The sequence below is a fragment of the Bradyrhizobium sp. 149 genome, assembly GCF_023073915.1.
In the GTDB taxonomy this organism is placed as follows: Bacteria; Pseudomonadota; Alphaproteobacteria; order Rhizobiales; family Xanthobacteraceae; genus Bradyrhizobium.
Map to the genome: position 1 here is coordinate 293,047 of NZ_JADPKK010000012.1, position 12,978 is coordinate 306,024.

At 65.6% G+C, this 12,978-nt stretch carries 9 protein-coding genes; 3 read left to right on the plus strand and 6 right to left on the minus strand.

The window, feature by feature from the left end:
- Positions 1-56: 56 nt before the first annotated feature.
- Positions 57-974, minus strand: coding sequence for a pirin family protein (locus IVA88_RS05445; RefSeq protein ID WP_247496246.1), 918 nt, complete (start codon positions 972-974; stop codon positions 57-59).
- Positions 975-1,234: 260 nt separating this feature from the next.
- Between IVA88_RS05445 and IVA88_RS05450 the strand changes: the two genes are divergently transcribed.
- Positions 1,235-2,296, plus strand: coding sequence for a helix-turn-helix domain-containing protein (locus IVA88_RS05450; RefSeq protein WP_247496247.1), 1,062 nt, complete (start codon positions 1,235-1,237; stop codon positions 2,294-2,296).
- Between the two features lie 144 nt (positions 2,297-2,440).
- Positions 2,441-3,868 carry a serine hydrolase gene (locus IVA88_RS05455; RefSeq protein WP_247496248.1) on the plus strand — a complete coding sequence of 476 codons (1,428 nt, stop codon included), beginning with the start codon at positions 2,441-2,443 and terminating at the stop codon, positions 3,866-3,868.
- A gap of 195 nt (positions 3,869-4,063) precedes the next feature.
- Here IVA88_RS05455 and IVA88_RS05460 read toward each other — a convergent pair whose 3' ends face one another.
- Positions 4,064-5,431: an MmgE/PrpD family protein gene (locus IVA88_RS05460; RefSeq protein ID WP_247496250.1), complete on the minus strand. Its 1,368-nt coding sequence runs from the start codon at positions 5,429-5,431 to the stop codon at positions 4,064-4,066.
- A 123-nt stretch (positions 5,432-5,554) separates the two neighbouring features.
- Between IVA88_RS05460 and IVA88_RS05465 the strand changes: the two genes are divergently transcribed.
- Complete coding sequence (locus IVA88_RS05465) at positions 5,555-6,670, plus strand: FUSC family protein (protein ID WP_247496251.1); 1,116 nt, start codon at positions 5,555-5,557, stop codon at positions 6,668-6,670.
- A gap of 97 nt (positions 6,671-6,767) precedes the next feature.
- Here IVA88_RS05465 and IVA88_RS05470 read toward each other — a convergent pair whose 3' ends face one another.
- From IVA88_RS05470 to gyrB, 4 genes are all read right to left on the minus strand, one after another.
- A complete protein-coding gene (locus IVA88_RS05470; protein ID WP_247496252.1) occupies positions 6,768-7,256 on the minus strand; it encodes a DUF2867 domain-containing protein in 489 nt (162 codons plus the stop codon).
- Entirely contained in the window at positions 7,253-8,647 is a 1,395-nt protein-coding gene (locus IVA88_RS05475; RefSeq protein WP_247496253.1) for an MATE family efflux transporter, read from the minus strand. The genes IVA88_RS05470 and IVA88_RS05475 overlap by 4 nt, the downstream gene beginning before the upstream one ends.
- A gap of 85 nt (positions 8,648-8,732) precedes the next feature.
- Positions 8,733-10,028, minus strand: a complete 1,296-nt coding sequence (gene murA, locus IVA88_RS05480) for a UDP-N-acetylglucosamine 1-carboxyvinyltransferase (RefSeq protein WP_247496254.1) — start codon at positions 10,026-10,028, stop codon at positions 8,733-8,735.
- A gap of 230 nt (positions 10,029-10,258) precedes the next feature.
- Positions 10,259-12,694, minus strand: coding sequence for a DNA topoisomerase (ATP-hydrolyzing) subunit B (gyrB, locus tag IVA88_RS05485; protein WP_247496255.1), 2,436 nt, complete (start codon positions 12,692-12,694; stop codon positions 10,259-10,261).
- Between the last annotated feature and the right edge of the window lie 284 nt (positions 12,695-12,978).

The window sequence follows — 12,978 nt, forward strand, 5'->3', positions numbered from 1 at the left end:
GGCCTTGCGACAGGAAATCCGGCCGCACTGACAGCGCGACCGGAAGCCGGATTAGCCTATTCCGGCAGCGGAATGAACTCATGTTCCTGCGGAACCGCGGCGAAGCGGCCGGTTTTCCAGTCCTGCTTGGCCTGCTCGATCCGCTCCTTGCTGGAGGAGACGAAATTCCACCAGATGTGGCGCGGGCCCTCCAGGGCGTCGCCGCCCAAAAACATCATCCGCGTGGCCTTGAGCGCCTTCACCGTGATGCGGTCGCCGGGTCGGAAGATCAGCAGCCGCGGTCCCTCGTAGCGCTCGTTGGCGATCTCGACCTCGCCGTCGACCACGTAGATGGCGCGCTCCTCGTGATCGGGGTCGAGCGGCACGATCGCGCCCGCCACCGCCGTGACCTCGGTGTAGAACCAGGGCGACACCATCGTAACTGGTGATGTGACGCCGAACGCCGAGCCCGCGATCACCTTCGCGGTGAAGTCGCGCTCGGAGATCAGCGGCAGGTCACCGGCGCCGTAGTGCTGGAACGACGGCGCGATCTCTTCCGATCCTGCCGGCAGCGCGATCCAGCTTTGCAGGCCCAGCATCTTCTGCCCCGAGGCGCGCTGTACATCCGGCGTGCGCTCGGAATGGGCGATGCCGCGGCCGGCCGTCATCAGATTCATCGCGCCGGGCTGGATCTCCTGGATGTTGCCCTCGCTGTCACGATGCATGATGGCGCCGTCAAAGAGATAGGTGACGGTGGCAAGCCCGATGTGCGGATGCGGCCGCACGTCCATGCCCTTGCCGGAGACGAATTGCACCGGCCCGAAATGGTCGAAGAAGATAAAGGGTCCGACCATTTGCCGCTTGCCATGCGGCAGCGCCCGGCGCACCGCGAAGCCGTCGCCAAGATCGCGCGTGCGCGGCACGATGACGAGATCGAGCGCATCGCAGGACATGGGATCGCCGAGCACGGGATCGTTCGAGGGTTGCCAGCTCATGGTGAACTCCTTTTGGCTTTTCGAGCAAATCGTAGCAGGATTTCGTGCGGCCGTCGCCCCAGAGCCCGGCCACATACTCCGCTGTCATCCTCCGCGAAGTGCTTAGACCGGAGACATAGCTGAGGCCTGTTCGGACACATCGCTGACAGTTTGGCCGCGCGTCAAGCCGGGCGATGACAGTTGTTGCGTGGATGGTTCTTGAAAAAATCAGCGCGACGGACGATGTTCGGCTCGCTCATACCGATCGGCCGCAGCATCTGATGACGTCAGCCGCCCTTGAACTCGCATTCCGTTCGGCCGCCGTAGCGCTGCTGCTGGTGCTGGCCGCGTCGTTGATCTCGGATTTCCGCAATGTGCTGGCGGCCCGGCTCGGCGCTGCCTTCGCGCTCGGCTCGGCCGCGCACGCGGCGAGCTATTCCGTCGGCGTATCGACGCTGGTCCCGGCCTGGCATGCGCCGCTGATTGCGTTGTCGACCGGCAACATCGTCGCGTTCTGGCTGTTCACGCGCGCGCTGTTCGACGATGAGTTTCGTCTGCACTGGTGGCATGGATTGATCTGGGGATTGGTGACGGCCTTCAGCTTCGTTAGCTGTCTCTGGATCGCACCTGGCGGAAATGTCCGGTTCGCCGTCACCGCGGTGAACCTGATCGTGCTCGGCTTCATTGCGCTCGCGGTCATGCAGACCATCGCCTCGTGGTCGGCCGATCTGGTCGAGCGCCGCCGCCGGGTTCGTGTCTTCATCGTCTGTGCTGCGGCGCTCTATGGCGGGCTGAACGCGCTGCTTCAGATCGTCGTCGTCGGTAGCAGCGTCGGCGATGTCGCCAACACCATCAATACCGGCGTGCTCGCCATCATCGTCGCGGCCATCGCTTATGCGATGATGCGCGTCGATGGCACCGACTTGTTTCCAGCCGGCGCGGAGACTCCGCCGAAGATCGCGGCGAGCGAGCCTGAGGGCGATGACATCGCCGACCGAAAGCTGGTGGACGCCCTGATGCGGCTGATGGCGGACGAGCGGATCTATCGCCAGGAGAACATCACCATCGGCGTGCTGGCGGGCCGGCTGAAAATTCCCGAATACCGGCTGCGCCGGTTGATCAACCAGGGGCTCGGCTACCGCAATTTCAATGTGTTCCTGAACAACCACCGGATCGAGGAGGCCAAGGCCGCGCTGGCCGATCCCGCCCAGGCCGAGGTCCCCGTGATCACCATTGCGATGGATGCCGGCTTCCAGTCCCTGGGCCCCTTCAACCGCGCCTTCAAGACGGTGACCGGCGTGACGCCGACGGAATATAGGCGGCTCAAGGCAAGTGCCGTCTAATCTTTAGTATATTGAAATATCGAGGCTATTTCAGAATCGGCGAGCTTGTTGCGGTTTCAGCTACGCCATTTTCCAGATCCGGCGAGCGGGCGTTGCACGAAGGGCGCTTCGTCTTCTGGACACGCCGCAAGCCGGAGAAAGCCTGTGCCACGCCGCCGCAAGATCATCCTGCTCACCGCCACCATCGCCTGTGCCGGCCTCGCCCTCGGCGCCGCGCGCGCCCGCGACGTGCCCAAGGTCGCGACCGGCTTCATCGCCGATGTGCTCTGCTCGGAGACGTTCGTCTCGAGGCTCGATCCCCAACGCAACCTCGCCGAGACCATTGATGCGATGCCGGGCGCCGGTCTGCTCTCCTGGGCGATGGACTATCAGGTCGATCGTGTCCGCAAGGACGTCACTGTGACGCTGTTCGGTATCGGCCGCAGCCATGCCGTCTATCGCGAGGGGCTCGGCTGCACGCTCGAGCACGGTGCTGATATCGCCGACGTCAGGCCGCCGCCGGATGACAGGCAGGCCGCGCTGCTGCCCGAGATCGCTGGCCCGGCGGTCGTGCTGCCGCAAAGCCCGGAACTCTCAGTCGCGCTCGACCGCGCTTTCACCGAACCCGCACAGCCGCCCTACCGCCGCACCCGCGCAATCGTGATCATGAAGGCCGGCCGCATCATCGCCGAGCGCTATGCGCACGGCGTCGGACCGGAGACGCCGCTGCTCGGCTTCTCCATGACGAAGTCGGTGATCTCGGCTCTCACTGGAATCCTCGTGGGCCGGGGCAGACTGAAGCTCGATGGGCCGGCGCCGGTCGCCGCCTGGAAGAATCCGAATGATCCGCGCCACGCCATCACTGTCGATCAACTGCTGCGCCACACTGCGGGTCTTGCGCTCGGTAGCTCATTGCAGGCTTCGCTCGGCTCCGCCTTCGAGCCGGTCAACCGCATGAAGTTCGTGGAAGCCGATATGGCTTCCTATGCGGAGAGCACGCCGCTGGAGACCGCGCCCGGAGCCGTGTGGAACTATCACGACGGCAACATCCTCATCCTCTCGCATCTGATCCGTGAGGCCGCCGGCGGCAATCCAGCCGATGCGCTTGCCTTCGCGCGCCGCGAATTGTTCGCGCCGCTCGGCATGCGCCATGTCACGCTGCAGCTCGACGGCGCCGGCACGATCGAGGGTTCGAGCGAGATGCTCGCATCCGCGCGCGACTGGGCGCGCTTCGGCCAGCTCTACCTCAATGACGGCGTCGTCGGCGGCAAGCGCATCCTGCCGGAGGGATGGGTGAATTACTCGGCGTCGGCGACGCCCAATGCCTGGGTCGGCATCGGCGCCGGGTTCTGGACCAACCAAGGCGACAGTTTTGGCGCGAAGTTTCGCATCGACCACGGCTGGCCGCGCGATGCCTTCTTCGCCAAGGGCACGATCGGGCAATACGTGATCGTGATCCCGTCGGAGCGTCTGGTGATGGTGCGATTGGGCCGTTCGCCGAACGCACCGCCGGAAGCGGACGGCGTGTTCGATCTGGTGCGAGATGTGGTTGCGGCAACACGCGACAAAGGGAAGATGGCGGGAGCGAATTGAGGACGGCAAAACGCCGCCTCTTCGTCCTTCTCCCCTTGTGGGAGAAGGTGGCGCGCAGCGCCGGATGAGGGGTATCTATCGGCGCATTCCAATGAGAGTGGGACTCGCGGAGAGAACCCCTCACCCGGCTTCGCTTTCGCGAAGCCACCCTCTCCCACAAGGGGCGAGGGTGCAGCATTCGTGTGGTGAGAGCTACTACCTTCCCAGCTCCGTCGCCTTCGCCACGCGGTCGAACCGCTCCAGCGTCATGATCGCGTCCGCGAATTTCTCCGCGCGCGCGTTCAGCACCGGGCGGGCCAGCGTCAAAAACTTCTGCTGCATCGCCTGCGCATCCGGAAACGAGGTCGGCTCTCCCGACGGATCGGCATAGAGCCGTTCGTGCACGCCGTTATCCGTCGTGATACTCACACGCGCGCCAAAGGGGTGGGTGCGGCCGACTTCGAGGCGGTCGTCCTGCACCACGTCGAATTTGTCGGCGAGCGCGTCGATGGCGGCGTCCCCAAGACGGGTGTAATCGTCCCAGCCGAACGAGCCCTGGTCGAGCGCGAGCGCGCCGGTGAAGAACATCGAGAACTGGCCGCCGACGATCGATGTCGGATGCCGCTTGGTCGCGGCGTCGCCGGTGAGCGTGATGCCGTTGCGATGCAGGCCGATCTCGACGCGCTTGACCTGGTCGGGCGTCAGATTGTGCTCGCGCCGCATCGCGATCAGCGCGTCGATCGCGGCATGGGTATAGCGGCAGCTCGGATACGGTTTGACGCCGATCTTCATGGTCTCGTAGGTCTTGCCGAGCCCGGCGACCGCCTTGTCCGGATGCGCATCGTCGGTGTAGCCGGCGAGCAGGCCATGCTTGCCCTCGACCGATTCCGTCGCGCCGACGAAGTCGTTGCGCGCCAGCGTCGCGGCGATCACGCCGTTCATCGCGGCCGCGCCGACCTGGTAGCGTTTGTTCCAGGCGCCGTTGACCAGGAATTGCAGCGAGCCCGCGGCCTGGCTGCCGGCGACGCCGAACGCGGCGATGAGTTGTTGCTCGGAGAGGCCGAACAGTTTGCCGGCGGCCGCCGCCGCGCCATAGGTGCCGGCGGTGGCGGTCGGATGAAAGCCGCGCGCATAATGCGACGTCGGGTCGAGCGCATTGCCGAGCCGGCAGCAGACCTCATAGCCCGCAACGATCGCGGTCAGCACGTCGCGCCCGGAGGCGCCGACCATCTCGCCGACGGCGAAGGCGGCCGGAACCACCGGCGCGCTCGGATGCAGCGAGGAATCGGCGTGGGTGTCGTCGAAGTCGAGGGAATGGCCGAGCGCGCCGTTGAGCAGCGCCGCGACCGCCGGCGTCCAGGTCTTGCTGTCGCCGAACACGGTGGATTCGCCCCTGGTGTCGAGCGCGAGCGCCTCCAGCATCTTCAGGATCGAGGGGGTCGATTCCGCTTCGCGGCGGGCCCGGATCGCACTGCCGAGGAAGTCCAGCGTCAGCACCTTTGCGCGATCCAGCACTTCCGCCGGAATATCCTGGAATTTCAGGCCGTCGACATAGGCGGCAAGCGTTGCGGTTTCGTGGGCCATCGTGTTTCCTCGATTTGGCGCGCAAGTTAGGCGGGCTGATTTCGCCTTTCAAGCGGCCTCGGGGCTGCGGGCATCAGCTATGCTTTGGCTGGCTTTACGAGGATCGGACCGGGACATCCAACGATGGCACTCGCAAAAGAGCTGTTCGACCGGGTCCGGGCGCGGCGAACGCAACTGGGATTGGCGATCCGGGTCACGGTGGCCGCGACCGCTGCCTATGCAATCGCCACCGCGCTGCATCTGCTGTTGCCGCTCTGGGCGGTGCTGACCTCGCTGATCGTGACCCAGTTGAGCGTCGGGCGTTCGCTGAAGGCGACGCGCGACTACGTGCTCGGCACCATCGGCGGCGCCGTTTATGGTGGCGCCATCGCGATCCTGATCCCTTATTCGACCGAGGCGGGCCTGTTGGGGTTGCTGGTGCTGGCGGTCGCGCCACTCGCCTTCGTCGCCGCGATCAACCCGAGCCTCAATGCGGCGACGGTCACCGCGATCATCGTACTGCTGGTTCCAACCATGCATCATTCCGATCCCATGACATCGGCGATCGATCGGGTCAGCGAGGTCGGGGTCGGCGCCATCACGGGACTGCTGGTCTCATTCCTGGTGCTGCCGTCCCGCGCGGTCCGGCAGATCCGGGCCAGCGCGGCAAAACTGCTCGAACTGATCGCGGATGCTTTCACAGAACTGCTCGCGGGTCTCACGCGTGGCCGCGACAACGACGCGCTGCACCGGATCCAGGACGGCATCGGGACCGCGATGGTGGGCATGAATGCCATCGGCACCGAAGCCGAGCGCGAGCGCGCCGCGCGGCTATCGAGCGGACCCGATACCGGCCCGCTGCTGCGAACGGTCTTGCGGCTGCGCCACGACGTCGTGATGATCGGCCGCTCGACCGTGGTGCCGTTGCCGGCCGAGGTGCAGACACGGCTTGCCGCGCCGCTGACGGAAGTCTCGACCGTGATCGCGCGCTTCCTGCGCTCGGCCGCTGCGGCCTTGCGCGAGGGCGCCGGCGCCCCGCCGATCCACCCCGTGCATGTCGCGCTCCAGCATTATGCCGAGGCGGTCGCCGCCGTGCGCCAGGACGGCCTGATCCGCGGCCAGCCCAGCGACACCGCAGAGCGCTTCTTCGCGCTCGGCTTTTCGCTGGAGCAGATGCACCAGAATCTCTGCGATCTCGATCGCGTGGTCGGCGAATGGTCTGAGGCCGCGGCCGACAAGCCCGCGCGCGTGGCGGAGTGAGCTGAAGCCGAATGGCGTTAGGTTAACCGGGTGGGGCGGCGGGCTCGCCGCAACCTCTCCGCAAACGGGGAGAGGGAGCGCACCTTCACGGATAATGTCATCGACCCGGCTCCGCGACGCGTGCGATCATGCTGCGGGCCACAAGCTTGTGGAAGGGCGCGATCAGGGTGAGATAGGCACGGCCGAGCAGATTGTTCGTCCGCACCAGCGTGGTCAATGTCACCCGCCGGCCCGCGGCATCGCCGGCCACGTCGACGACGATGCGGAAGTCGAGATGAGAGTCGTCAAAACCTGCGACGAGCCGGTCCGGGGTCTCGCTGAGGACCGGAAACAGGCCGATCAGGCCGCCTGGCGCCGGCGCGCCTTCGCCCGATGTCTTCAGTCCGAACGGAGCCACCAAGACGTTGCGCAGACGCACGAGCGCATCGATCCAGCGCGGTCCGTCCAGCACCATCCTGGTGCAGGCCTCGCGGGCGTCGAGCTGTTGTTTGCCAATCGCGACGCGAAAGGCGTCGACGAATTGCGCATCCGCCAGCACGGCATCGGCGTCGACCTCAGGGGTGACTTCTCGGACGGTCTCGATCATTCCGCCAATCTGCGCGCCAACATCCGGAAGCGCAAGATCAGAAGTCCGGCATAGACGAACGATCCGATCGACAGTCCGATCCAGACACCGACGGCGCCGAAATCGGCGTGGAAGGCAAGCCACCAGGCGATGGGAAAGCCCACGCACCAATAACCGATCGCGGCGAATACCAGCGTCATCCTGGTGTCGTTGATGCCACGCAGCGCGCCGCCCATGATGGTCTGGATCGCATCGGCGATGAAGAAGGTCGCGCCGACCAGCAGCAGCGTTGCGGTCAGCTCGACGGTCGCCATGCTCGCCTCGCTGCTGCCGAAGAACAGCCGTCCGAGCTCATAGCGGCCGAGGATGATCGCGACGGTCAGGGCCGAGACGAACGCGATCCCGATCACCAGGGCGACGAGACCTGCGCGCTTCACCGCGAGCGGCTCGCCGCGGCCGAAGGCATGGCCGACCCGCACGGTGGCCGCCATGCCGATGCCGAGCGGGACCATGAACAGCACCGCGGTGACCTGGAGCGCGATCTGATGCGCCGCAAGTGCCGTGGTCGAGATCAACCCCATCAGCAGTGCGGCCGAAGAGAACAGGCCATATTCCAGCAGCAACGAGAACGAGATCGGGGCGCCGATCGCGATGAGCTGGCGCATCAGGGGCCAGTCGATCCGCCAGAGATGGGCAAGCGGACGATAGTCCGCGAAGGGCTTGCGCAACCCCGCAATGGCGAGCGTAGCGACGAAGGTGCCGAGATTGACCAGCGTGGTCGCAAGCCCGGCGCCGAACAGGCCGAGCTCCGGCAGGCCGAACAGGCCGTGGATCAGGAGATAGACCAGCGCCGCGTTGATCGGGATGGCCGCGAGCGTGATCCACAGCGGCGCCTGCGGCCGGTTCACCGCGCTCATCATGCTGCGCAGCGCGATGAAGCCCAGCGCCGGCGCGATGCCCCAGGCCAGCCCGTTCAGATAGCGCTGGGCGAGCGCGGCCGAGTGCGGCGCCTGACCGAGTGCGACCAGGATGTGCTCGCCATAGAGCGGCGAGGCCATCATCGGCAGCGAGATCAGCAGCGCGGCCCACAGGCCGACCCGCAAGGAGCGGCGGATGCGCCCGACATCGCCGGCGCCAAAGGCCTGCGCGACCAGCGGCGACACCGCCGCCATCAATCCGAGCCCGAAAGTGAAGCTGACGAAATAGACCGTATGCGCCAGCGCCGCCGCGGCCACCGCGCTCTCGCCGAGCCGTCCGATCAGCGCGAGATCGGTCGTGATCATCGCGATCTGCCCGAGCTGCGTCAGCATCATCGGCACGGCCAGCCGCAGCGTCTCCACGAACTCCTCGGCGAGAGGATTCGGCGGCACGCCGGCTTGCGGCTGCGAACGAGGCTGGACGGTGTCGAGCATGGCGGGTCAATAGCACAGCCACGCGTCGAAAACATGGCTCGCGTTCTTTCCTTCTCCCACAAGGGGGAGAAGGAAGAAAAGCGCCTCAGTCCTTCCGCTCCGGAACGCGCCTGATCTTCGCGCCGAGCGCGTTCAGCCGTTCGTCGATGCGCTCGTAGCCGCGCTCGATCTGGTCGGCGTTGTTGATCGTGGAGGTGCCCTCGGCGCAGACCGCCGCGAGCAGCATGGCCATGCCGGCGCGGATGTCCGGTGAGGTCATGGTCGCACCGTGCAGCCGGCTCGGCCCTGCGATGATGGCGCGGTGCGGGTCGCACAGCACGATGCGCGCGCCCATCGCGATCAGCTTGTCGACGAAGAACATTCGCGATTCGAACATCTTCTCGAACATCAGGATCACGCCCTCGCATTGCGTGGCGGTGACGATCGCGATCGACATCAGATCGGCCGGGAAGGCGGGCCAGGGCTGGTCCTCCAGCTTCGGCACGTGGCCGCCAAAATCGTCCTGGATCTTCATCGTCTGGTTCGAGGGCACGATGAGATCGTCGCCCTCGATGCGGCAGACGATGCCGAGCCGCTCGAACCCCATGCGGATCGAGCGCAGATGCTCGACGCCGGCGCGCACGATGCGCAGCGGCGAGCGCGTCACGGCGGCAAGTCCGACCAGTGAGCCGACCTCGATATGGTCCGGCTGGATCCGGTAGGTCGCACCGCCCAGCGTCGCCGGACCGTGCACGATCATGGTGTTGGTGCCGATGCCCTCGATCTTGGCGCCGAGCGCGACCAGGAAGTTGGCGAGGTCCTGCACATGCGGCTCGGACGCGGCGTTGCGCAAATGGGTGACGCCGTCGGCGGCGACCGCCGCGACCAGCGCATTCTCGGTCGCGGTGACGCTGGGCTCGTCCAGGAATACGTCCGCGCCCGCCAGCCTTGCCGCGCGGAATTCGAGCCGGTCGGTCGCGGTGACTTTGGCCCCCAACTGCTCAAGCGCCAGCACATGCGTGTCGAGCCGGCGGCGGCCGATGACGTCGCCGCCGGGCGGCGGCAGCATCACTTCGCCGCAGCGGGCGAGCAGGGGGCCGGCGAGCAGGATCGAGGCGCGGATGCGGACGCACAAGTCGGGATCGAGATCGGCGGCGCGCACGCTCTTGGCATGAATATGAAGCGTGTTGCGGGCCGTCCATTCCGCGGCAGCGCCGACCGAGCGGATCAGCTCGACCAACGTCTCGGTGTCGCGGATCCGCGGCACGTTCTCCAGCGTCACCGGGTGCTCGGTGAGCAGGGCGGCGGCGATGATCGGCAGCGCCGAATTCTTGTTGCCGGACGGCTCGATCGAGCCCGAGAGCCGGTGACCGCCCTCGACGATGTACTGGATGGGCGCCACTTGGTTCTCGCTGTTGGGTGGGGCGGGCGGTTCGGAAGCGGAAACTACAGAGAATTGAGTACGGTATCAATTCTGCACTTGTCGCGAGGGCGGGAGGGGAGGTCAGCCGAGATGTCTCCACGTCATGGCCGGGCTTGTCCCGGCCATCCACGCCTTTGCCAGATGCACGGAGAACGTAGATGCCCGGGACAAGCCCGGGCATGACGACCGTCGTCCAAAGCTATCCGATCTCAGATATCGATCGTCGCGCTCAGCGAATGTTCCTGGATGAAGTCGCGCCGCGGCTCGACCACGTCGCCCATCAGCTTGGTGAAGATGTCGTCGGCCTCGTCGACTTCCTTGACCTTCACCTGGAGCAGCGAGCGTGCGTCGGTGTTGAGCGTCGTCTCCCAGAGCTGCTCCGGGTTCATCTCGCCCAGACCTTTGTAGCGCTGCAGCGTGACGCCCTTGCGGCCGGCGTCGGTGACGGCTTCGAACAGATCGACTGGGCCGTAGACCATGTGCTCGACGTCCTTGCGCCGCAGCTTGCCGGGGCGGACATAAACCTCCTGGAGCTTCACCGTGTACTCGTCCAGCTTTCGCGCCTCGACCGAGCCGAGGAAGGCGTCATCGATGACGGCGGCTTCCTTGACGCCGCGCACCGTGCGCTCGAACCGGAAACCATGGCCTTCCAAATATTGACCGATCCAGCCGCGCTCGACCTCGTCGGCGAGCGTGTCGAGGCGGGCGGCGATGTATTGCGCGGCCGCGGCGGCTTTCTCCGGATCGCCGTAGATCGCCTTGTTGAGCACGCCGGTGATGGCGGCCTGCTCGATCACCTTGCGATTGTAGCGGGTGTGCAGGCTGCGCAGGACGCCGCGGACGGCGCGGGCGTCGTCGACCAGCGAGCGCAGGTCGCGGCCGGTGCGGTCGCCGCCGGTGCCGGGAATATAGACGCAATCGTCCAGCCCGGTATCGATCAGATAATCTTCCAGCGCCCGCTCGTCCTTCAGATATTGCTCGGACTTGCCGCGGTTGACCTTATAGAGCGGCGGCTGGGCGATATAGAGATAGCCGCCGTCGATGATCTCGCGCATCTGCCGGTAGAAGAAGGTCAAGAGCAGCGTGCGGATGTGGGCGCCGTCGACGTCGGCGTCCGTCATCACGATGATCTTGTGATAGCGCAGCTTCTCGATCGAGAACTCGTCGCTGATGCCGGTGCCAAGCGCGGTGATCAGCGTGCCGATCTGCTCGCTGTGCAGCATCTTGTCCGGACGCACGCGTTCGACATTGAGGATCTTGCCGCGCAGCGGCAGCACGGCCTGGAATTCGCGGTTGCGGCCCTGCTTGGCGCTGCCGCCTGCCGAGTCACCCTCGACGATGAAGAGTTCGGATTTCGCCGGGTCCTTCTCCTGGCAGTCGGCGAGCTTGCCGGGCAGCGAAGAGACCGAGAGCGGGCTCTTGCGCGTCAGCTCGCGCGCTTTTCGCGCGGCTTCGCGGGCCGCGGCCGCCTGGATCACCTTGCCGACGATCATCTTGGCTTCGGAGGGGTGCTCTTCGAACCAGGCCTGCAGCGCCTCATTGAGCACGTTCTCGACCACGGGGCGCACTTCCGAGGACACTAGCTTGTCCTTGGTCTGCGACGAAAATTTTGGGTCCGGCACCTTTACCGACAGCACGGCGGTGAGGCCTTCACGGCAGTCGTCGCCGGTAAGCGCGATCTTTTCCTTTTTCGCGTTGGCCTCGGCGTAGCCGTTGACCTGGCGCGTCAGCGCGCCGCGGAAGCCGGCGAGATGGGTGCCGCCGTCGCGCTGCGGAATGTTATTGGTGAAGCACAGCACGTTCTCGTGGTAGCTGTCGTTCCACCACAATGCTGCCTCGACGCCGATGCCGTTGGCTTCCGCGCGCACCATGATCGGCGCCGGCACGATCGCCTTCTTGTTGCGGTCGAGATATTTGACGAATTCCTCGACGCCGCCGGAATAGTGCATCTCCTCGCGCTTCTCGACCGCGTGACGCATGTCGGAAAGGGCGATGTTGACGCCGGAGTTGAGGAAGGCGAGCTCGCGCAGCCGGTGCTCCAGCGTGGCGAAATCATACTCGATGTTCTTGAAGGTTTCCGTCGAGGCCTGGAACGTCACTTCGGTGCCGCGCCTGCCGGGGGCGTCGCCGACCACCTTGAGCGGCGCGACCGCGTCGCCATGGGCGAACTCGATGTAGTGTTCCTTGTTGTCGCGCCAGATGCGCAGGCCGAGCTTGCTCGACAGCGCGTTGACGACGGAGACGCCGACGCCGTGCAGACCGCCGGAAACCTTGTAGGAATTCTGGTCGAATTTTCCGCCGGCATGGAGCTGGGTCATGATGACCTCGGCCGCCGAGATGCCTTCGCCCTTGTGGATGTCGACGGGAATGCCGCGACCGTCGTCGCGCACGGTGACGGAATTGTCGGCGTTGAGGATCACGTCGACGCGCGTGGCGTGGCCCGCGAGCGCCTCGTCGATCGCGTTGTCGACGACCTCATAGACCATGTGGTGCAGGCCCGAGCCGTCATCGGTATCGCCGATATACATGCCCGGACGCTTGCGGACGGCATCGAGACCCTTGAGCACGCGGATCGATTCCGCCCCGTAGTCGCTCGGATTTGAGGGTTCGTTTTCGGCAGGCGTCTGCCGAGCAGGTTCTGTCATGAGAGGCCTTCGAGATGTCGCCCGAATCAGCGGCGCAAAAGGCGCTGATATGCAGGCTATTTGTGCCATGAAAGACGGATTGCGCCTAGCGCAAAGTATCTCCTGGCAACCCTTTGATCAGATAGGGGTTTTCCGCCGGTTTTCAAGGCTTTCGAAGGCCGATTCGGAGGCTTGAAAAAAGCGCGATTCGAGGGGGCGTTTTGGGCCCTGAAAGGTGTGGATTCTGCCGGGGACGAAGGCTGTTCCGAGGTGCCAGCCGGTGCGGGCAGCTTGGCATCGTATCC

Coding starts and splice junctions, on each gene's coding strand:
- IVA88_RS05470 (WP_247496252.1), bottom strand. CDS start 7,256: ATGATCGAGACCGTCCGAGAAGTCACCCCTGAGGTCGACGCCGATGCC.
- IVA88_RS05475 (WP_247496253.1), bottom strand. CDS start 8,647: ATGCTCGACACCGTCCAGCCTCGTTCGCAGCCGCAAGCCGGCGTGCCG.
- IVA88_RS05450 (WP_247496247.1), top strand. CDS start 1,235: ATGACGTCAGCCGCCCTTGAACTCGCATTCCGTTCGGCCGCCGTAGCG.
- IVA88_RS05445 (WP_247496246.1), bottom strand. CDS start 974: ATGAGCTGGCAACCCTCGAACGATCCCGTGCTCGGCGATCCCATGTCC.
- IVA88_RS05465 (WP_247496251.1), top strand. CDS start 5,555: ATGGCACTCGCAAAAGAGCTGTTCGACCGGGTCCGGGCGCGGCGAACG.
- gyrB (WP_247496255.1), bottom strand. CDS start 12,694: ATGACAGAACCTGCTCGGCAGACGCCTGCCGAAAACGAACCCTCAAAT.
- IVA88_RS05460 (WP_247496250.1), bottom strand. CDS start 5,431: ATGGCCCACGAAACCGCAACGCTTGCCGCCTATGTCGACGGCCTGAAA.